Raw genomic sequence first — 21,310 nt, 5'->3', positions numbered from 1 at the left:
TTAGCAATCGAATGCTCTCTAAAAGCACTGGGTGTTAACTGATACCTAAAATCTTCATGTCCTCTGAAAACATACCCTTCCAAAGACAATTGTTCCAGCGTAGAGATTATAGTGCGGATGCCTGTTGTCATAAAGTGAACTCCTTTTTAAAGATGAATATTATTACATCCTTGTCATTGATGCAAAATAAATTGACAAAATTTGCTTTGTACTCAATAATTATTAACATCATTACAAAGGATGCTAATATTTTGGATCTGATAAACATATCAACAATTAGCGCAGGCTACTCATTTCGCGGAAAAATTCCTGAACTTAAAAACTCAGGCGTTTATTGTGTTCAAATGAAAGACATTAATGAAACATATAATGTAAACTGGAGCACAGTAATAGAGACTATATTACCTAGCCGCCAATCTCAGGTATCACTTCAGTTTGGGGATATTTTATTCGCAGCACGTGGCCAGCGTAATTACGCCGCATTAATAAATGCTGAGCTAAAAGAGCGTCTTGCGATTGCAGCACCTCAATTCTTTGTAATTCGTTTAAATGTTCCTGATGTTCTTCCAGAATATATAGCTTGGTTTTTAAATCAAACTATCGCACAGCGCTATTTTCTCAGTAATGCTGAGGGTAGTACAACGCCAAGTATTCGTAAACAGGTATTAGAAGCCACTCCAATTATTTTACCTACATTGAAGCAACAAAAAACTATTATGGAATTAGCTACAACCATTAGCAAAGAAAAACAGTTAGCACACAAAATAATCGCTAATGGTGAGTTACTTATGCAAACACTGCTTAATGAAATCAGCCAAACCCAATTGAATCAAGAGGAAGTTACATCATGCTAAATAGCCATGCGTTAAACACTATACCCATCCATGCCGATCCTGTTAATCAAGACGCTATCAACAAAGCGCTGATGGCAGCGTGTGATACTTTTCGGGGAACGATCAGTGCTGATACCTATAAAGATTTTATTCTTACCATGCTCTTTCTCAAATATATATCAGATGTCTGGCAAGATCATTTTGACGAATATCAAAAACAATATGGTGATGAGCCGGAATTAATTCATGAAATGATGAAAAATGAGCGTTTTGTGATTCCTGAAATTATTCTTAAAAATGAAGATGGCTCTGTTAGAGATCAATTTCAAGCAACGTTTAAAAACCTTTGGGAACGTCGCCATGAACCTGGAAATGGTGAACGGATTGACCTGTGCTTACATGCTATAGAAGAAGCAAATGGTACCAAACTACACGATAACGCTAAAAGTGTTTTCCAAGATATCAGTTTTAATACCGATAAGCTCGGTGAAGAGAAGCAGAAGAACACTATATTAAGGCATTTGTTGGAAGATTTTGCCAAACCTGAGCTTAACCTAAGACCCTCTCGTGTCGCAGGTCTAGATATTATTGGCAATGCTTACGAGTATCTTATCAAACACTTTGCAGCAAGTGGTGGGCAAAAAGCTGGAGAATTCTATACTCCTCCCGAAGTATCTAGCTTGATGGCAACATTACTTGATCCCCAACCCGGTGACAATATATGTGATCCTGCTTGTGGGTCTGGCTCTTTATTGATGAAATGTGGTCGACTGATTAGAGAAAACCATCACCAAAAAAATTATGCACTCTTTGGACAAGAAGCTATAGGCTCGACATGGTCGCTCGCAAAGATGAATATGTTCTTGCATGGTGAGGATAATCACAAAATCGAATGGGGAGATACCATTAGAAATCCAAAGCTGTTGGATAGTAAAGGACATTTGATGCTCTTTGATATCGTCACAGCTAATCCACCCTTCTCTTTGGATAAATGGGGTCATGAAGAAGCTGAAAATGATCATTTTGGCCGCTTTCGCCGAGGTATACCGCCTAAAACCAAAGGTGATTATGCATTTATATTACATATGATTGAAACACTTAAACCTAAAACAGGTCGTATGGGTGTAGTTGTACCTCATGGCGTTTTATTTAGAGGTTCTAGCGAAGGAAAAATCAGGCAAAGATTAATTGAAGAAAATTTACTTGATACGGTGATTGGCCTACCTGAAAAACTCTTTTATGGTACCGGCATACCTGCGGCCATACTTATTTTCAAAAAACAAAAATCAGATGATAAAGTGCTTTTTATTGATGCGTCGAAAGAATTTAAATCAGGTAAAAACCAAAACCAATTGTCTCAAACCAATATTGATAAAATCATTGAAACCTACAAACAACGACAATCTGTTGATAAATATGCCTATCTCGCAAAACTCGATGAAATAAAAGAAAATGATTACAACCTGAATATTCCTCGTTATGTTGATACCTTTGAGGAGGAAGAAGAAATTGACTTGATGGCAGTTAGAGCTGAACGCTTATTACTAAAAAGTGAACTGGCTGATCTGGAGCTTCAAATGGAAGCTTATTTGAAGGAGCTTGGTTATGGTTCCTGAGACATGGAGGCTAAGTACTATTGGAGAAATCTCAAACGTTGCGTCCGGCGGTACTCCTAGCAGAATGAATGAAAATTATTGGGGCGGCGATATCCCTTGGGTAACTACTGCTGAAGTTCAGTTTGGAACGATTTTTAATACATCTGAAAAAATAACAGAAGCAGGCCTCGCAAATTCATCGGCAAAACTTTTTCCAGTTAATACAATTCTTATGGCCATGTATGGGCAAGGAAAAACTAGAGGGCAAGTTGCAAAACTTGGTATAGAAGCAACAACAAACCAAGCCTGTGCTGCCATAATGTTGAATAATGAATACGATGTAGATTACTACTTTCAATTTCTGATCAGCCGTTATGAGCATATAAGAGACATGTCTAACAGTGGAGGGCAAGAAAATCTTAGCGCTGGAATTGTTAAATCAATTCAAGTTCCCGTGCCTCCATTACCAGAACAAAAAGAAATAGCCCAAATCCTATCAACATGGGACAAAGCCATCACCGCCACCGAAAAATTATTAGCTAATAGCGAACAACAGAAAAAAGCGTTAATGCAGCAGTTGCTTACAGGTAAAAAGCGATTTTTGGGGTTTAATGATGATTGGGATGAATATTCTTTGCAACAATTGGGAACTACTTATAATGGATTATCAGGGAAATCAAAAGACGATTTTAAACAAGGTAAACCTTATATACCCTATGTAAATATATTTAATAACTCAAAAATAGAGGTTACAAAGTTAGAGCTGGTTAACATTGAATCGGGTGAAAGACAGAACCAAGTAAAATATGGAGATATTTTTTTTACAACTTCATCTGAAACTCCACATGAAGTTGGCATGTCCTCTGTTCTTTTAGATACTTTAAATGAAACATACCTGAATTCCTTTTGCTTTGGTTTTAGGTTATATGATTTTAAGCATCTGCTCCCTTCTTTTGCTCAGTTCTTTCTGAGAAGCGCAAAAATTCGTAAAGACATATCAGCTCTTGCACAAGGAGCAACTCGTTATAATCTTTCCCCTACTAGATTGATGAAAATCAAATTCAAACTCCCCTCGGTGAATGAGCAACAAAAAATCACCTCGGCACTTTCCGTCGCAGACAGTGAGATCGAAGCATTGCGGAAAAAACTCGACTTTGTGAAACAAGAGAAAAGAGCATTAATGCAGCAACTTTTAACAGGGAAAAAACGGGTTAAAGTAACGGAGATAAATAATGCTTAACTTACTTTCCTTTGAAGACGCTATCATTGATTCTCAAAACTATTCTAAACGACATTTAATTCTAGGAAATGGATTCAGTATAGGCTGTTTCCCTGATATTTTTCATTATTACTCTTTATATAACAAAGCGGACTTTTCTAATACACCAGAATTAAAACAGGCTTTTGAAGCTTTTAATACACAAGATTTTGAAATCATTCTTAAAGCGCTCACTAATGGCATTAATCTATTACCTATTTATCTACCAAATCATCAAGCATTCATAAAAAAAATAGAAGCACATATTGCTTGTTTAAAGGAAGTGTTAATTCAGACTATTTCAGAAAATCACCCGAAGATTCCATCTGACATTTCAGAAACGAAATATCTGCACTGTAAGAAATTTATTAATTATTTCCTTGGAGAAGGAACCTCTGGACAAGTTTATACACTTAATTATGACTTACTTCTTTATTGGGTTCTAATGCACTCCAGTGATTTTATTGATGAAGCAGCAAACAAAATAAACAAAAATGATGGTTTTGGAAATGTTGAAGATGAATTTGATACTTCATATGTCATTTGGCAAGGTCACTCTAACTCAGGGCAGCAACGCGTTCACTATCTACATGGCGCACTTCATTTATTTGATGCAGGATATGAGTTAAGAAAATACACCTGGCTTAGAAGTGGTGTTCGACTTATTGATCAAGTCCGTGAATCACTTGAAAACAATGAATTTCCATTGTTTGTTACAGAAGGTACCAGCCAAGAAAAAATGGCTAAAATTGAACATCATGCATATCTTTATCATAGCTATAAGAGCTTGATCGCAAACTGCAAGCAAAAAGAGCCTTGTGTTTTTATTTATGGACACTCCCTTGCTGAAAATGATAATCACATTTTAAAGAAGATAGGTAAAGGTAAATTCCCTAAATTGTACATAGGATTATACGGAGACCCATCCAATCAAGGAAACAAGTACATTATTCAACAGGCCAATAAACTAGCTGCTTTAAGAGATAAAAAATATCCCTTAAATTTAGCATTTTATGACTCATTATCCGCTAATGTATGGGGAGCATGATGATTTTCAATCAAAAGACCGCTTTCTTTGCTATCCAAAAGAGACTCCTATCATGACATGGACAGTTGAACTAATTTTAAACGAACTCATCGAACTCGATGAGCATCAACGTATTGAAGCTAAACGCGCCAGTGAAATTGGGCCTTCGGTGATGCAAACTATTTGTGCTTTTGCAAACGAACCCGGTTTAGGAGGCGGCTGGCTGCTTCTTGGTGTTGATGAACCAAACGATGAACATAACACACATTGGGTTAGTGGTGTTGATAATATCGACAAGTTATTAGGCGAGCTGCAAAACAATTGCCGCACACAGTTTGAACATCCTGTCCGCATTGAATGTAAGCATGAAAAATTTGATGGCAAATCAGTCATTGGTATTTTTGTACATGAACTTGAACCTAATGCAAAACCATGCCGTTTTATTGGAAAACCCGACAAACACAACAAGCGCAAAACAGGCGTATGGCGACGTGGAGCAAACGGTGATTATGAATGCACTGAAAAGGAACTAGAGCCTATTTTAATAGCAAAGGCTGGCAGCAGCTATGAACAAATTATTTTACCGGATACCACTCTCGATGATTTAGATGAAAATGCTATCGCTCTGTATCGCAAACTACGTGCAAAAGTTCGTCCTAATGCCGAAGAGTTACAAGCTGATGATCTAGAGCTACTCCGTGCTTTGCGTGTAGTTAAAAAACATGGTGCCGAGTATATCCCCAATATTGCGGGGTTACTCTTATTTGGAAAAACACTTTCTTTACGTGGGTTATTACCGGCTGTTCGTGTAGATTATGTTCGCGTTGCAGGCACTGAATGGGTAGAAGATCCAGACCAACGTTTTCAATACTCTCTTGATCTGCGAGAACCATTATTAACCCTTATTCCTAAACTTGAAAATGTGATTTTAGATGATATGCCTCGCTATTTTCGTTTAGAAGAAGGACAGTTACAACGTTCTGATCAGCCTTTCTTGCCTCAAAAAGTGATTCGCGAGGCGATTGTGAACGCAGTGATGCATCGAGATTACCATGTCCACCAGCCAACAATCGTTGTGCGCTATAGCAATCGGCTTGAGATCCGAAATGCGGGTTATTCTTTGAAGTCTTTGGACGAATATGATGATACGGGTTCTGAGCTAAGAAACCCTATCCTTTCTCATGTCTTATATGACTTGGATTTTGCAGAAACGAAAGGAACCGGGTTTCGCACGATGCAGCGTTTACTAAACGATGCGGGTTTAACTAAGCCTATATTGTTATCGAATAGACAAAGTAACTACTTTAAAGCAACCTTTTTACTCCATCAACTGATGAATGAAGAGCAGTTGCTTTGGTTAAAGCAGTTTAGAGACTTGAATTTAAGTTCCGATGAAGCCAAAGCGTTGGTCTTAATTAGAGAGGTGGGAGCTATCGACAATAGTGCGCTGCGAGCGATTACAGACCTAGATACGCTGGCAGCAAGTAAAGTACTTGGTCGCCTTTGGCAACAATACCATTTGATTGAAAAAGGTGGAAGTGGACGTAATACTTATTATAAACCGACCCATTTGCTGATTAGCTATCATCCTTCTGAGCATCAAAATAGAGATGAGATCAATAGAAATGATAGTAACCTCATGGCAAATGGTAATGACCTCAATCGAAATGGTAGTGACCTCGATGCAAATAGTAGTCACTTACCTGATGCTTTGAGAGAGGAAATAGATCGATTGACTCCTAAGTCTCGTCAGATAAAGCCCCTCATTTTGAAGTTATGCCAACATCACTCGTATTCTGCCGATCAAATGGCGACTATTCTTAATAGAAACGCGAGTGCTTTAAAAACGAAACAACTTGTACCTATGTGTGAAGAAGGTTTGATAACGTATACCCATCCAGAGGTACGAAATCATCCAAATCAAGCTTACGCTATCACAGAGAAAGGAAGGCAGTGGTTAAAAAATAAGGGGCAACTATGACCCAATTACCTCGTTTTCAAGAAGAATACAGCGCAAAAATACCTGCGTTGGTTGTTCTCAACAATTTAGGTTGGACTTTCCTATCTCCAGAACAAGCATTGGCTTTACGTGATGGTAAACCTAATGAGGTAGTCTTAAAAGCTGCACTATATGATGTGTTAAGAAAACGCCGCTTTATATATGCAGGAAAAGAGTATCCGCTTTCTGATAAATCGATTGATGCGATTGTTGCAGAAATTAGCACACCTGCATTAAATGAAGGATTAACCAAAGCAAATGAACGGATATATAACCACATCTTATACGGAATTACAGTCACTGAGTTTGTTGGTGGTAAAAAAATAAACCCGACTATTACGCTGATTGATTGGCATGATATCCAAAATAATAGTTTTCTATTTACAGAAGAATATTCTGTTTTGGGTGCTGGTGGTGTACAAACCCGTTGCCCTGATATTGTTTGTTTCGTTAATGGCTTACCACTCGCAGTCATCGAGGCGAAACGTCCAGATGGGAAGAAAGGGCCAACGATTGAGGAAGGGATATCACAACATCTACGTAACCAGCGTTTAGGCGAAATCCCTCAGTTATTCGCCTATAGCCAACTTTTATTATCTATTAATGGCGTTGATGGCTTATATGGAACACAGGGCACAGATGCAAAATTTTGGGCGACTTGGCGAGATGAAGATATAGACGAGAATCAATTTAATCAAATTAAAAATTTAGCCCTTACCACGCAACAAGTAGACGTTTTTTTTAACCATCGGCGAGCAACAGATAAAGTTTGGTTTGAAAAACTCATTTCGCAAGGACAATTAGCTGTAACAGGACAGGATAAACTGCTAATCAGTTTATTATCACCCCAACGATTACTCGATATGACTCGTTATTTCATGTTGTTTGACAAGAAAGCAGGGAAAATCGTTGCACGTTATCAGCAGTTTTTTGGTATCCAGCGGCTGATCGAACGAATTAACACACCAAACCCTGGTGGTGGGCGAGAAGGTGGCGTGATATGGCATACGACTGGTTCTGGTAAATCGCTAACGATGGTATTTTTATCGCGCGCACTCATTTTGCATGACAGTTTGAAACAATGTCGCATCGTTGTAGTCACTGATCGTGTCGATCTGGAAAGACAACTATCTAATACCTTTCATTCTGGTGGTGAGTTTTCTGGAAAAACAGAATTTTCAAATGCAAAAGCAACATCCGGCAGACGACTGGCAGAGCAAATCAGCAAAGGCACTGAACGTGTTATTTTTTCTCTCATTCAAAAATTTAATACCGCGGCCAAGCTGCCACAATGCAAGAATTTAAGTCGTGATATTGTCGTTTTAGTGGACGAAGGCCACCGCTCACAAGGCGGGGAAAATTATATTCGCATGAAACAGGCTTTGCCTAATGCGGCCTTCATTGCCTTTACAGGTACGCCCTTGCTTAAAGAAGATAAAACAACGAATAAATTTGGGTCTATCATCCATGCTTATACTATGCAGCGTGCGGTAGAAGATAAAATGGTGACACCGCTTTTATACGAAGAAAGACGTCCTGAACTCATGGTCAATGATCGTGCTATTGACTCTTGGTTTGAACGAATAACTGAGGAACTTTCTGATGAACAACGGGCAGATTTAAAGAAGAAATATGCCAAAAAAGGCGAAATCTACCGCTCTGAAAATCGAATTGAGCTTGTTGCTCTAGATATAGCGCATCATTTTGTAAAAAATATTGATGAGGGCTTAAAAGGACAAATTGCTTGTGACAGCAAACTGTCTGCCATTCGTTACAAAAAATATTTAGATGAAGTTGGATTATTTGAATCCGCAGTAGTAATGTCACCTCCTGATACCAGAGAAGGAAACGTGGAAGTTGATGAGTCTAAAATTCCAGAAGTAACAAAATGGTGGAAAGATAATGTTGGCAATCAAGATGAACGTGAGTACACACGACAGGTTATAGAGCGTTTTGCCAATGATGAAGATTTAAAAATAATTATTGTTGTTGATAAGCTGCTTACTGGTTTTGATGAACCGCGAAATACGGTGCTCTATATTGATAAGCAGCTAAAAGAGCATAATTTAATTCAGGCTATAGCTCGTGTTAACCGATTACACGAAAAGAAAAAATTTGGATTGTTGATTGATTATAGAGGAATCCTTAAAGAGCTTGATACCACTATTACCAAATATCAGGATTTAGCATCCAAAACACAACAAGGTTATGACATTACCGATTTAGATGGTTTATATCATCAAATGTCTAGTGAATATAAACGTCTTCCCCTGCTCTATGATGCACTATGGAAAATCTTCAAAGAGATTAAAAACAAAGGAGATTTTGAACAACTAAGGCAAGTACTTATTCCCAAAATACAAGAAGTTGATGACAACCTCGTCGATACAAACCTGAAAGTTCGAGAGGATTTCTATGATGCACTGAGTGAGTTTGCGAATTGTCTCAAAGTTGCCTTACAGTCTGATAGCTTTTTTGATGACAAAAGTATTACCGATGCCCAACGTACTCACTATAAAGAAACATTAAAACAATTCACCAGCCTGCGCCAAATTGCAAAACTCGATGCAGGTGAAATCATTATATATGATAAATACGCCGAGCTTGTAAAAAAGCTCATGGATAAACATGTTGTTGGTGTGCAAATTAAAGAGCCAGTAGGTGTATATGAAGTTGGCAAAATGGGACGTCAAGAACGTCCCGAAGAATGGAATGAAGAAAAAACAAGAAACGAAACAGATATCATAAAAACACGCATCGCTAAAATGATAGAACAGGATTTAAGAGATGATCCTTATGCGCAAGAAACATTCTCAGAACTTTTAAAAATAGCCATAAAAGAGGCAGATGAGCTATTTGAACATCCATTAAAACAATATTTACTATTTCAAGAATTTGAACATGATGTGCTGAACAGAAAACTAAAGGAAATTCCAGCGGATTTTTCTGATAATCACCATGCACAAGCTTATTATGGGGTATTCAAACTTCAACTTCCTGTTTCCTTTGCCACGCTTACAGAACAAGAACAAAAAAAATGGATTGATCTTGCTTTTACTGTGGACGAATTAATTAATATTTCGATTGCAGAACATTCTTTGAATCAACAAAATACAGAAGCAGACATTCGAAAAAAATTATTACCTATTATTTTCAAGGCGTGTAAAGAATTAGGTTTTGGAATGGAGCACGCAAAAAACATTATTGAACAAATTATTCAAATTGTTCGTGTGGGTTTAATTTCAATATGATTAAGGATAATCGATGTCTACAGACACATCCTATATTACATTCGGGATAGATAAAATTCCTTTTGAGCTTCGAGCCAAAAGTCAAGAAGTCCATCGCATCACAATTAAAGTCAAACCTGATTGTCAGGTTATTGTTTTTGCACCTCCATCCGCAACCCATGACGAAATTATTGTGGCTGTAAATAAACGCGCAAAATGGGTGTATAACAAATTACGTATATTCAGATCTCAACAAGAATATATTACTCCTCGACAATATATAAGCGGCGAAAGTCATTATTATCTAGGTAAAAAATATTTGCTCAAAGTGATTAATGATTCAAAAGCCAAACCGCAAGTCAAATTAGTACGCGGTCAACTTCAAATTATTGCCGCAAGGAATATAGAGCATAGACGCCAACTATTGTCAGATTGGTATAAGCAAAAAGGTTTTGAGTTTTTTAGCAAAAGATTAGATCAACTTCTATTGACAGCCCCTTGGATAAAAGAACGCCCCACGATAAATTTAAGAGCGATGCGCTCCCGATGGGGTAGCTGTGCAGTTAATGGAAAAATAACACTTAATACTCATCTCATTAAAGCACCGACAGCATGTATTGATTACGTGATACTCCATGAGCTATGCCACCACTCTGAACATAATCACAGCGATAAGTTTTATCGTTTATTAAGTCAGGTTAGCCCCAACTGGAAGCAGGTAAAACATTATCTCGATAAAACTGCTAATTTATATCTTATGACTTAATCATGGGAGATTTATAACATCTAAGATTCTGAACTAGAACACCGATAATTTTAACATCAATATCATCATTTACTTTAATATTTGGCCAATTATCATTTAATGTTAGCAGTTCAAATTCTGCCGAGGTATAAGATAATTTTTTATACTGACATATCAGCGTTTCTGACTTACCACTGATTTTAACTGCTACAAAATCACCCGGTTCTGGTAAAACAGAAGGCTTAATCACCAATCATTGACTCTAATTTCAGGCATCATACTGTTATCTGTTATTTTCAAGGCAAATGCATCCGTGCTTAATTCTGGTTGTAAAGCCGTACTCACAGAAATAAAAACCATCTCGCCAGATGTCTCTGCATCAGTATGCAATTGAGAAGGAAAAGCAGTTGATTGCTCGGTGTGAGAGGTCTTTGGCTTTGGAGATATTGAAAGAAGCGCAGAGTGAATACTCGGGGTAATATTGAATGGGGTGGTTTAGTCATAAAATCGGGTATGAATAGATTTAATAAAGCTACCATTCTCGGTGCCTTAGATTTCTCTTATAAATTGATTTAAGAAAATAACTCATATATGGACTTATTCGAAGCTACAGGGAAAAATTATTTTTAGGATTAAGGAATGAATGATGCAAAAAAATAGCACCTACTTTGGGGTTGTTTCACTTAGTCTTATTTGTTTCATTCAGTCTTATATTGCTAGATGTGAATAAATTAATTGAACTGGCCTACAAGCCTGTGGAAACCGCATCTAAAGCTATCGCAAAAAATCAAGTACAACTTAATGAAATCAATAAGGCTCTTAGTAAAAACGAGAAATTGACAAATTTGTATTTGAAAATGGAGTATGGTTCCGCTGCTTTTTTCTCATCAGTTGACGATAAAAAAGAGCCATTGATTTTGCTCAGTAATATACAAGATTTAATTAATAGAAATACATTACTTACCGAAAAAACCAATCTTCTGGAAAATAATCAGGACCTAAAAAATGAAAAACCACAACTCAGTATTTCAAATATTTGGGTCTGGTTGTGGTCAATAGTAATTTGGACCGGAGAAATGATCTATAAATGAATAATTGAATCCTTCGCTGACTTTATATTGAATCAAATAAAAAATAAGGCATTTCCTATCAATAAAGACGGATCAACTTGGTTGAGCTACTCCAAAAATTGTTGGACAACAGTAACAGTTCACAGATAAAATTCCTACCTTTTTTTTCCGCTGAAAACTCCATGCGTTTCTTCCAAACATATATCTCCATCCTTTGTCCACACATCTTTATAAAATCTTCTATAGTCAGTGCCGTCTTCTTCTTTGCCATAAAATGCCTTCTGGCGGCTTACATTGAAGTTTTTCATCTTTTTCCAACCATACGTTTTTTTCTCTGTTTCATTAAAAGGTAGCTTCAAAACGCTATTACATCCCATATCCCAAACAGATGATGAAAAAAACTCAAACGAGCATATATTTTCAAATTGGCTTACCATGAAGGATTTATGAGTTGAAAATTGAACATCTTTCCTATCAATAAATATATCGAAATTAACTATGGCATATGGGCCATGTGTGGTGGTCATTTCATGATACGAAATAACACGCATGGCAGGTGATGTAAAATACTTCGTAAGATAATGATCACAAGAAGTAATATTATGCTTATGCAAATACGTTTTCATGCTTTCCAATAAATCGGCGTGGGCAATAACAGGACAAAATGCCACATAAAAAAGTAGTATCCTTAAATTTTTCACACTCTTACCCTCAAAATTTTATCGTATTATGTCGTTATATGTTATGAAAATACTAAATCGTTTATAACGATAGAAAAATTCAAGGTTCCACAAACGATAAACACAAATAGTATAATCATTGACAGACAATCTGATTAAGATTGTCTGTTTTCTCTACCTAACAAGTAACTTTCCGTCCTTGAGTGCAATATCTATTTTTATAGTTCAAAAAAAAGTGTATATTTTTTTCTTTAAACTAAACTGCTATTCTTCGCAAGCATTAAAGGCTACTCTTGAAAAGTACCCATGCTGTACGAACCACCCAAGCTCATGCTGACTTGAAATAACTAGCCCGGGACGCACAACAGATTCAATAGTAGATAGTTCATCATTAATTTGGGTGACAAATAAAATAACATGAGCGCCGGGCTTAACAAAGACATCCCCCGTTTTCATCCACTTAATATATATGGGACTTGTTTTCTCAAAGATTTGACCTGTGTTCCATTTTGTCTTAAGCCCCCATAAATTTGAGATAAACCCCGAGCAATCTACACCTGCAGTGCAGGAGGGCAAAGGATTAATCGCTGTGTTTACATTGCCCGCTTTTATGCGAGTAATTTTTTCATTAAATGAATTGACTGAATCAAAACCGCCCCAACTGTAGCTCACTGAGAACATGCATTGTGATTCTTTACCTACTAAATAAGGGGGAATAGCTCGACCTGGGCAACTGGGATCATTTTCAATTGCGTGACTAATATAACACTGATAATTATAAAGATATTCTATTGCACGAATAAATACATCTGTTCTTGATTGGCAAGGTTCATCATTTAATTGGTGTGGTACTTGATTATCTGTGTTCGTGGGGCAATTTGCATTTTCTAGAGCTGATAAGTTGTGCGGCTCGATGAATTCGCGTTTTTTATTTTCAGGTAAGGGCTCAATTAAATCAAAAGCCAACCCCTTTGGCTGTCCACTCATAAACCAAACCTCTCCCTTATCGTTGATCGCAATAGAATGGACTACATAGTCATCAACTGGGATTTGAGGTAATCGAAAAACAGCCTTCAACTCCCCGGAGGCAGTAACTTTTAATAAATAAGCTGCAACAGTGTAGCGATCGAAAAAAATTGATTCCCTAACCCATACAGTACCATCAGCATCAATCTGCTCAATCCGTGTGCCCGCATTCATGGCCGCATGATTTAGTTTAATCTTTTGTTCACCAATAATCAGGGAGGGCTTCTGACCATTAACTCCTTCATACACTATTTGATAATCTTGGCCTTTAACTAATGGACCGTCTACTTCTTGGGGCTCACAAATTAAACATGACCGAGCAATTCTTTGTTTCTTACTCTGAGAAAGTCTAGATTTTTCCTTCTTCAGCAGGCAAGAAGGGCAATTCGAGAGCTCACTTAGGGTGTTCAAATTCAATGGGCTTACGCTTTCAAAATACAACCCGAAATCATCAATAACAGCTCTTGAAATTAAACTGTCGAAATTAATATCCAATTCCTTTTGCTCGAATTGCTTGTTACTGATTTTTACGATTCTGGTTGTTAACCCATTGTTAGCAAACGCAAATAGCACGCCATCTCTATCTTTTATTAGTCGTTGATAGTATCCCGAAGGTAATTCAATACGTTTGATATAATTGCCCCGGTAGTTAAAAAATGAAATTGCATGGTTGTCACTATCCAGAACTGCTATTAATCCATTAAAAACTACAAAATCAGTTGGCCCAACTGCGGACATCTCAGGCGCTGGTTTATTCAAGATCTTTAGATGTGGTGTTACATTCCCCAACATAAACATGCGTTTGGCATGAGTTATATTGCTGAAAAGTAATGTGACTGCCATTACTATATGAACTATGTTTTGCGTTTTAAGGTCCAATACTAACTCCTTTTAAAAACCAAAGTGCTTGATGACAACCCCTGACAAATTAAGGTTCGTTCAACTTTCTCAATTTTTTTGCTACATTAAATAACTGATTACACTCCTCCTGCATCACCCCCTAATCACATGACAACTATAAAAATCAGGCGTCTTAAACAAAATTTCTCCCCAACCTGAATTTGCCGTCCAAACAGATCATGCAAAAATGAAATGGAAGAACCATAAACTACTTTAGGGATCATTGCCCAATAAATGCACCGCACACATAGGACAAGGTTCAGAGTTTTCAGCAAACTTATTCGCGTTGGCCTTGTAATTGGTGTCTATTTTGAATGGGTTTAAATTGGATAGCTCATCATAAATATCAACCTTCTGCTTCACTTTGAGGAAATATATCATCAGGATGGACACGGGTGCGAGAAAGACTTCATACGATATGTATAGGCATCCTCAAAAACAATGACACTCGCCAATTTATCAGTCGGTACAATTCCATAGAACGCCACCAATGAAACAAGCTCACATCGATGATGATTCCAAATGCTGATGAAGTGGCGATTCGTATCCAAACGATGGTGATAAATTCTTTCTTCAGCGAGATACCCGTTTCCGTTGTCTGGATTTGATAAGTGAAATAACGGTGGAATTGATGGTCATACCCAGAAAGAAGGCAGTGGCAGAAGCAATGAACATTCGCGCCTGATTGTGCAGTATCGCTCGGTACAGTTCGTTCTCTCCAAGCGCCAGCATATTGGTTACCCAAACATCAAAGACAAGCAGTAAATTGCAGAAAATAACAAATAGCACCATCTGCTTGGTGCGTTCAATTCCATAAACATCCGTCATCATATCTGCAGCAAGGTAGGCCAATGAAAAGACAATACCCCCAACATTGATGGTCAAAAATCCAATAGAAATGAATTTGGCAACCGTGGTTTTGGACGCGATAAAAAAGACGATACTGGAACAAAACAGCATGTGATGATATTGAATGTCTTGCCATCGTTCTTTAGGACTTGTGGCAACTGAAATTTAAAAAGATGTCTGTCTGATTGGATAGGGCTTTCTATGTGTTCAATTCTCGCTATAGCCCAGAGAGCCAACTATAAAAAATACAAAGCAGCCCGAGGATGAGCAAAGGCACCACGATCTGGGTGTTTGGGTATTTTTGTGCATATTTAACCAGCCCATATCCAAAAAGCAAAACGCAACCAAAGATACCCAGAAGATATACCCGTAGTATTTATGATTTGCCGGACTCGCAAAACGTATCGGGAGAACCGCACATCCCCATAAAAATAAAGAGCTTTTTATCAGGTATAAAAAATCCCTACCCAGTACCTGCGTGTAATGTTCTTGCATTTTCCAGAATAAAGAGGCGGGCAGCCAGATGGCAAACTTCAAGAACAAAATGTAAATGGCATGAAATAACAATACCGCATACACAGAGGTGGCCTTCCAGACAAAACAACGCTAAGAATTAGCTTTTATTATAAAGGGGTCCGTTGTTTTGAAACCCTGAAAATCGAGGCTACTGCTGCCAATATCAAATATGCAGAGCGATTAAGGGGTGAGATTTAAAATGCGATTGAACGTGGTAATTTTTCTTACCCTGATTACTTCCCGAACTCAAAACGCGCTCATATTTTGGACATGTTCAGTCAAAAATCACTATCGGTGAATTGCTACGTGAATTTTTAGCAGAGCAAAACCCACAAAAGAGGCAAGTACTTATCGAGGTTACAAGCGTGAAGGACACCTATTCCCTATATTTGATAAAGTGGAAATACAGGACTTACAACCTGCCATGCTTAGAAAATGGATGAGAGGCTTACAGTGCACCACCAAAACAGTGGAAATATTCTCACCCCTCTGCGTGCTATTATTGAACAAGCTCTTGTAGACCAATATATTAAAGAAAATCCGCTCATAGCATTATTGTTGATAAGCTACTTAACAACGAAACTAAAAAAAGTGATTACAAGCCTGATCCATTCAGTGTTGATGAGATAAAGGCAATATTAAGTGAATCTGAAGGGCAAGTACGGCTTTTATTTCAATTTGCTTTTTTCACAGGGCTACGCGTTTCGGGAGTTGATCGGCTTGAGATAGGAAGACATCGATTGGAAAAAACCAGAGCATTCATGTAGAGGAAACCATCGGTTGCCAAAGAAGCAAAAGGTCCGAAGACAGAAGCAGGCATTAGTGATGTGATGTTATTGCCCCCAGCTCTAGATGCGTTAGAACAACAAAAACAATACACTTTTGTTTATAAAGGAAGAGTTTTTTATAACCCTTAAACACATAAACCATGGGAAACCTCACAGTAAATTCGCCGCACACAATGGATGCATATTTTAAAACGAGCTGGCATTCGTTATCGTAATACCTATCAGCCCCGGCATGCTTATGCGTCTATGATCCAGTTTCAAGGAGAAAACAATCATGTGGGTATCTAAACAATTAGGTCATGTAGACGTAGAAATGGTCATTAAAACTTATGGTCGATGGATACCCGAGAGTTCCTCGCAATCGGGATACCGCCCAGTTCACGATTGGAGTCGTCATTTAGGATGAATGTATTTTAAGCTATGTTTTAAAAGCGGGCTTGTAGAAGCAATTATAATTTAATTACTTTTTTTTCTTTACTGTTTCCACAATCGCTGTAGACTTTCGTCGTTCTGCTACTTTTACAGGTATAAATTGCCCTGTTTTTGCATCACGACCTCTTTTATAAGATTTAGACATTAGTCTCTCCTTACAATAGAGATGCGTTCAAGCGCATTGCTCAACAATAGCCCAATTGCTACTGCCAGTAGTCATCAGAGAATTGAGCAAAAAGAACTACAAGCCCTAGTTAATTATAATATATGTTTATGAGGTTATTTTTAGATTTTGGTGCCGCTACTTGAAGATTAAATTGATTTATTATATATAAATCAATTAGTTAATTGGTGGAGGCGGCGGGAATCGAACCCGCGTCCGCAAATCCTCTGCCGTCAGATCTACATGCTTAGCCTTGTCTTTTAAGTTAACCATGACCTCTCCGACAGGCAGGATCGTTCATGGCGATTCCCTTAATTTAACAACTTAACTCGGGACGGGCTAAGATGCGAGCTTATCTCTTATGACCGTTGATTCGATACCGATAAGCGGGCTCGGTCAACGGGGCGCTGGTTTTATGGCAGCGCACGTTTGGTAGCTTTACTATCGTTGATTACGCAGCGATAGCTTGTCCACCAGCAAAGTCTTCTTCGTTTGCATTTATGTTTATTGAGACTGATTTACGAGAGTGCTCCTTCTCGGCATGCACATCAGGTTTCGCAACCCACGTCGAAGCCAGGTCGCCCCCTTGTACAACTTTATTATATCACAATTTACACCGACAAATATGGTCTTGGCTTAATTTTTTCAAGCCAAGACCTTTTGCTTACTGCTGTATGCCATTGTGTCGCAGCAAAGCATCCACCGTAGCTGGCCGGCCGCGGAAGCATGCGAATGCTTCCGATGCGGGTTTTGAACCGCCTGCCTCTAAAATGCAGTGCAGGAAGTCTCGGCCGGTCTTTTCATTGAAAATCCCTTCCTCTTCAAAACGGGCAAAAGCATCGCTAGACAGCACTTCAGCCCATTTATAACTGTAATAACCAGCAGCATAACCGCCGCCGAAAATGTGGGTGAAACTGTGTTGAAAACGATTATAGGCTACGACAGGGACCACGGTGCATTGCTTTCGCACCTCATTGAGGATGTGTTGCACGAAATGCTCTTGCCCCGCAGAAAACTCCTGATGGATGCGAAAATCAAACAAGGAAAACTCCAGTTGGCGCATCATGGCCATTGCGGACTGGAAATTTTTGGCGGCAATCATTTTTTCATATAAGTCTTTAGGCAAGGGCTCAGCCGTATCGACGTGCTCTGCCAAAAGCACCAAAGCTTCTTGTTCCCAGCACCAATTTTCAAAAAACTGGCTGGGGAGTTCAACCGCATCCCACTCCACGCCATTAATGCCGGAAGCGCTTAAATAATCCACGCGAGTCAAAATGTGATGCAGGCAATGGCCGAATTCGTGAAATAAAGTCTGTACTTCATCATGGGACAAGCTGGCTTTTTTCCCCGCAGAGGGTTTTGCAAAATTGCACGTTAATGTGGCGATTGGCACTTGAGTCCTGCCATTCATTGCGCGACGGCTTTGTAGAGAGTCCATCCAGGCCCCTCCCCGCTTATGGGGCCGCGCAAACAAATCAACGTAAATGTAACCGCGGCATTCATTTTGCTCATCGAAAATGGCATAGCAAGTCACATCCGCATGCCAGACTTCAGCCCCTGAAACTGGCTCAAGGCGAATGCCATACAGTTTGTTGACAATGGCAAACAAACCATCAATGACTTTACTTTGTGGGAAATAAGGCCGCAAATCCTCTTGCGAAATCGCATAGCGTGCTTGCCTTTTCTTCTCGGACAAATAGGCAATGTCCCAGGGAGCTAAATCTTTAAAACCAAATTCCTTTTCGGCAAACTGCTTGAGTTTCTCAAATTCAATTTTGGCTTGGCCATAGGCTTTGGCCGCCAAGTCTTCAAGGAAGGAACAAACCTTGCTAGGTGATTCAGCCATTTTAGTCGCTAAGGACAACTCAGCAAAATTTTGAAATCCAAGCAGTACGGCTTTTTCATGGCGCAAACTAAGAATCTCATCAATCACTTTGGAATTATCAAATTTGCCCGCCGAAGGTCCCTCATCGGAAGCCCGGGTAATATAAGCCCGATACATGTCTTCGCGCAGGCTGCGATTGTCGGCGTAGGTAACTACCGCCAGGTAGCAAGGGAACTCAAGGTTAAACACCCAGCCTTTGAGGCCTTTTTGCTCAGCCAACTCCCTGGCCGTATGAAGCGCATGTTCGGGCAAACCTGTCAGCGATTCCTCTGATTCAAGATGGATACTAAAATCCTGCGTCGCATCCAGCACATTATTCTCAAATTGGTTTGATAATGCCGACAGGCGGGTTTGAATGGCTTCAAAACGTTCTTTTTTTTCCCTGGATAAGGCTACACCAGACAATTCGAAATCACGCAACGTGTCTTTAAGAATCTTTTGTTGCGCTGAATTTAACTGTGTTTTGTCTAAGGATTTGATGGCTTGGTATAACTCTTCATTGTGTCCTATCGCGGCGTCGTAAGCGGAAAGTTTAGGCAGGCAAGCCTGATAGCAATCGCGCAATGATTTGGAGTTGACCACTGCATGCAAGTGGGACAATGGTGACCAAAAGCGCTCTAAGGCATCATCCATGTCTTCGAGGGGTTGCATCAGGTTGTCCCAGGTAAAGCTGCGGTTATCTTTAGTCAGTGAGTGGATTTTCTGAAGATTGTCTTGCAGAAGTGCATCAAGATCGTGTACGAAATTTTCAATATCAAGGTGATTAAATGAAGGCAATTGCTTTTGCATAACCTGCTCCATTTGGCAAAAGCAATAGCATAGCATCGAATGAAAACCTACTCCATGGATTCAATCTATTGTTTCAACACCAAAGCCGAGTCCTGCTCTTTAATTTCGGGATCGACATGGTTCAAAGAGCGGTTGGGGCAAGGGAAAAATCCTTCTGATACGATGCCATATTTAGGTTGGGACAGCTCCATTATGCGATTGGCCGGCCTAATTTTCTCAAGTTGCTGGGTTCGCATAAAGGCAACGCAGGTGACGGTGGCCACAAGCATCGCACCAATAAAGCCAAGAATGGGCGTAGTCAGAAAAGGCAGTGCCAGCAACATGCTGATGAAAAGAACGGTGTTACTCATAACGGGTAACAAAAGACGGCTTCTTTCAAACAGCACACGCTCCCTTAAGGCTTCCTGGTAGACGCTTAATTCAGCTATCTCAGCTGGGGAAGCCATCCTTGCTTCAAGCTCCTTCCTTTTAGCGGCGTAATAATTTTCCAAATGGTTTAGACGACCTAATTCTACGTAGGCACGCAGACCCGTCCATAAAGCATCGAAAAGAAACAAAGCAATGATCACATACATGGCAATTGGGGCCAAGGCTCCAGTCAGCACAAAGCAATTCAGTAAGCCGCTCGTGAAAAAAATGCCATCATTCCCAAGCTCAAACCAGCGCCGTTGCACTTGCAGGTGTAAGCGCAGCTGCCAGGACAGGGATCTTTCTTGCTCACTCATCCACCATTTTCCGGGAATTAAATGCTTCAGCAAGAGAAAGAGGTTCGTTGCTAATCTGGGCACATAAAAGAGCCATGAAAAATAGGTGAGTGCCGGATTGACGTATCGATCAGCAAATAAGACAAAGCGGCTGAAATATTGAAGTTCTTGTATCTGGGGAATTAAAACTACTGTGGTAAATACGCGCCTTATTCTTCCTGAAAAAAGCCTCGGCCAATTAAAAAAAGCAGTAGTATCCCTCACTTTTTGAGCAAAAAAACCAGGTGACGGGATTAATTCTTGCTGGGAGGGGAATTGATAACCTCTTTTCCGCAAAAAACTGCAGTAAATTTTTTTTTCGTCTTCTAGGCGTTTCACTTCCCTTGGGACGCTAAGGTAGTGGCGATAAAGATGGGCCAACAATTCAGCCATCACCAGCGCCGCTGCGACTTGTTCGGTAATTTCCTCGCTATCAGCAATGGGTTTTTGACCAAGCAAGCGATTGGCCAGTTTTGTACAATAAATGCTGTATTCAATATTTAAAATGACGTGTTCTTTGAGCAAAATCTCAAAGTACGGACTCTTTTGCTGGTTAAGGAATGAGGTAAACTCCCATTGCGAGTTATGGGTTACTGCACTTTCCTTTAAATCATAACCAAGCTGAGCATGCAATCGTTGCAAAACCGCTGTCATATTATCATTTAAAAATCCAATGAAAGTGCTCAATGATCCCAAAAAATAGACAAAAAGTAAAATTTAAATATTTTTTTACTTATTTTTTATACGACAGCCCATTTTTTTGTCCACTAATACTACAATAG

General features: G+C 39.0%; 17 protein-coding genes and 1 other RNA gene. 11 read left to right on the top strand and 7 right to left on the bottom strand.

The annotated features are described in order from the left end of the window. Window positions 1-152: 152 nt before the first annotated feature. The 7 genes from EL203_RS00910 to EL203_RS00880 are packed head-to-tail and all read left to right on the top strand — an operon-like array spanning window position 153 to window position 10,708. Window positions 153-854 carry a restriction endonuclease subunit S gene (locus EL203_RS00910; protein WP_058471427.1) on the top strand — a complete coding sequence of 234 codons (702 nt, stop codon included), beginning with the start codon at window positions 153-155 and terminating at the stop codon, window positions 852-854. Continuing rightward, on the top strand, window positions 848-2,449 hold the full coding sequence (locus EL203_RS00905) for a type I restriction-modification system subunit M (protein WP_058471428.1): 1,602 nt from the start codon (window positions 848-850) through the stop codon (window positions 2,447-2,449). The genes EL203_RS00910 and EL203_RS00905 overlap by 7 nt, the downstream gene beginning before the upstream one ends. Further along, window positions 2,439-3,668 (top strand): restriction endonuclease subunit S, encoded by a 1,230-nt coding sequence (locus EL203_RS00900; protein WP_058471429.1) that lies wholly within the window; start codon window positions 2,439-2,441, stop codon window positions 3,666-3,668. Before EL203_RS00905 ends, EL203_RS00900 begins: the two co-directional genes overlap by 11 nt. Beyond that, window positions 3,661-4,734 (top strand): DUF4917 family protein, encoded by a 1,074-nt coding sequence (locus EL203_RS00895; protein ID WP_058471430.1) that lies wholly within the window; start codon window positions 3,661-3,663, stop codon window positions 4,732-4,734. Before EL203_RS00900 ends, EL203_RS00895 begins: the two co-directional genes overlap by 8 nt. A 52-nt stretch (window positions 4,735-4,786) precedes the next feature. Continuing rightward, entirely contained in the window at window positions 4,787-6,694 is a 1,908-nt protein-coding gene (locus EL203_RS00890; protein WP_058472228.1) for an RNA-binding domain-containing protein, read from the top strand. Further along, a complete protein-coding gene (locus tag EL203_RS00885) occupies window positions 6,691-9,963 on the top strand; it encodes a type I restriction endonuclease subunit R (protein WP_058471431.1) in 3,273 nt (1,090 codons plus the stop codon). Before EL203_RS00890 ends, EL203_RS00885 begins: the two co-directional genes overlap by 4 nt. Window positions 9,964-9,976: 13 nt before the next feature. Beyond that, the gene (locus EL203_RS00880) at window positions 9,977-10,708 is read left to right on the top strand and encodes a M48 family metallopeptidase (protein WP_058471432.1); all 732 of its coding nucleotides are present in this window, start codon (window positions 9,977-9,979) and stop codon (window positions 10,706-10,708) included. Here EL203_RS00880 and EL203_RS14500 read toward each other — a convergent pair. After that, a complete protein-coding gene (locus EL203_RS14500) occupies window positions 10,698-10,937 on the bottom strand; it encodes a LexA family protein (protein WP_058471433.1) in 240 nt (79 codons plus the stop codon). The genes EL203_RS00880 and EL203_RS14500 overlap by 11 nt on opposite strands. A gap of 212 nt (window positions 10,938-11,149) precedes the next feature. Between EL203_RS14500 and EL203_RS14720 the strand changes: the two genes are divergently transcribed. Both EL203_RS14720 and EL203_RS00865 read left to right on the top strand, forming a co-directional pair. Continuing rightward, window positions 11,150-11,263, top strand: a complete 114-nt coding sequence (locus tag EL203_RS14720; protein WP_233435786.1) for a conjugal transfer protein TraD — start codon at window positions 11,150-11,152, stop codon at window positions 11,261-11,263. A 146-nt stretch (window positions 11,264-11,409) separates the two neighbouring features. After that, complete coding sequence (locus EL203_RS00865; protein WP_126320073.1) at window positions 11,410-11,778, top strand: hypothetical protein; 369 nt, start codon at window positions 11,410-11,412, stop codon at window positions 11,776-11,778. A 134-nt stretch (window positions 11,779-11,912) separates the two neighbouring features. On the opposite strand, the gene EL203_RS00860 is transcribed toward EL203_RS00865, so the two are convergent. The 3 genes from EL203_RS00860 to EL203_RS14540 all read right to left on the bottom strand — a co-directional run bounded on the left by EL203_RS00860 (window position 11,913) and on the right by EL203_RS14540 (window position 15,323). Next, entirely contained in the window at window positions 11,913-12,458 is a 546-nt protein-coding gene (locus EL203_RS00860; RefSeq protein WP_126320072.1) for a hypothetical protein, read from the bottom strand. 243 nt (window positions 12,459-12,701) lie between these two features. Next, a complete protein-coding gene (locus EL203_RS00855; protein ID WP_058471436.1) occupies window positions 12,702-14,342 on the bottom strand; it encodes a hypothetical protein in 1,641 nt (546 codons plus the stop codon). Between the two features lie 594 nt (window positions 14,343-14,936). Beyond that, window positions 14,937-15,323, bottom strand: a complete 387-nt coding sequence (locus tag EL203_RS14540) for a VUT family protein (protein ID WP_232003981.1) — start codon at window positions 15,321-15,323, stop codon at window positions 14,937-14,939. A 462-nt stretch (window positions 15,324-15,785) separates the two neighbouring features. Between EL203_RS14540 and EL203_RS14715 the strand changes: the two genes are divergently transcribed. Then, window positions 15,786-15,926, top strand: coding sequence for an Arm DNA-binding domain-containing protein (locus EL203_RS14715; RefSeq protein WP_122224971.1), 141 nt, complete (start codon window positions 15,786-15,788; stop codon window positions 15,924-15,926). Window positions 15,927-16,790: 864 nt separating this feature from the next. Then, the gene (locus EL203_RS14630; protein WP_259637624.1) at window positions 16,791-16,922 is read left to right on the top strand and encodes a hypothetical protein; all 132 of its coding nucleotides are present in this window, start codon (window positions 16,791-16,793) and stop codon (window positions 16,920-16,922) included. A 375-nt stretch (window positions 16,923-17,297) separates the two neighbouring features. Here EL203_RS14630 and ssrA read toward each other — a convergent pair. The 3 genes from ssrA to EL203_RS00820 all read right to left on the bottom strand — a co-directional run bounded on the left by ssrA (window position 17,298) and on the right by EL203_RS00820 (window position 21,182). Next, window positions 17,298-17,697, bottom strand: a transfer-messenger RNA (tmRNA) gene (ssrA, locus tag EL203_RS00830). Between the two features lie 78 nt (window positions 17,698-17,775). Continuing rightward, window positions 17,776-19,785 (bottom strand): M3 family metallopeptidase, encoded by a 2,010-nt coding sequence (locus tag EL203_RS00825; RefSeq protein ID WP_058471438.1) that lies wholly within the window; start codon window positions 19,783-19,785, stop codon window positions 17,776-17,778. A 65-nt stretch (window positions 19,786-19,850) separates the two neighbouring features. Next, window positions 19,851-21,182 (bottom strand): hypothetical protein, encoded by a 1,332-nt coding sequence (locus tag EL203_RS00820; RefSeq protein ID WP_058471439.1) that lies wholly within the window; start codon window positions 21,180-21,182, stop codon window positions 19,851-19,853. Between the last annotated feature and the right edge of the window lie 128 nt (window positions 21,183-21,310).

The sequence above is a fragment of the Legionella jordanis genome, assembly GCF_900637635.1.
GTDB lineage: Bacteria > Pseudomonadota > Gammaproteobacteria > Legionellales > Legionellaceae > Tatlockia > Tatlockia jordanis.
The sequence above is the reverse complement of the archived record's forward strand: the minus strand, read 5'-3'. Positions and strand labels throughout refer to the sequence as shown.

What these genes read in the sequence shown, in the direction of transcription:
- EL203_RS00910 (WP_058471427.1), top strand. Translation starts at nt 153, where the DNA reads ATGAATATTATTACATCCTTGTCATTGATGCAAAATAAATTGACAAAA.
- EL203_RS00905 (WP_058471428.1), top strand. Translation starts at nt 848, where the DNA reads ATGCTAAATAGCCATGCGTTAAACACTATACCCATCCATGCCGATCCT.
- EL203_RS00900 (WP_058471429.1), top strand. Translation starts at nt 2,439, where the DNA reads ATGGTTCCTGAGACATGGAGGCTAAGTACTATTGGAGAAATCTCAAAC.
- EL203_RS00895 (WP_058471430.1), top strand. Translation starts at nt 3,661, where the DNA reads ATGCTTAACTTACTTTCCTTTGAAGACGCTATCATTGATTCTCAAAAC.
- EL203_RS00890 (WP_058472228.1), top strand. Translation starts at nt 4,787, where the DNA reads ATGACATGGACAGTTGAACTAATTTTAAACGAACTCATCGAACTCGAT.
- EL203_RS00885 (WP_058471431.1), top strand. Translation starts at nt 6,691, where the DNA reads ATGACCCAATTACCTCGTTTTCAAGAAGAATACAGCGCAAAAATACCT.
- EL203_RS00880 (WP_058471432.1), top strand. Translation starts at nt 9,977, where the DNA reads ATGTCTACAGACACATCCTATATTACATTCGGGATAGATAAAATTCCT.
- EL203_RS14540 (WP_232003981.1), bottom strand. Translation starts at nt 15,323, where the DNA reads ATGCTGTTTTGTTCCAGTATCGTCTTTTTTATCGCGTCCAAAACCACG.
- EL203_RS14630 (WP_259637624.1), top strand. Translation starts at nt 16,791, where the DNA reads ATGTGGGTATCTAAACAATTAGGTCATGTAGACGTAGAAATGGTCATT.
- EL203_RS00825 (WP_058471438.1), bottom strand. Translation starts at nt 19,785, where the DNA reads ATGCAAAAGCAATTGCCTTCATTTAATCACCTTGATATTGAAAATTTC.
- EL203_RS00820 (WP_058471439.1), bottom strand. Translation starts at nt 21,182, where the DNA reads ATGACAGCGGTTTTGCAACGATTGCATGCTCAGCTTGGTTATGATTTA.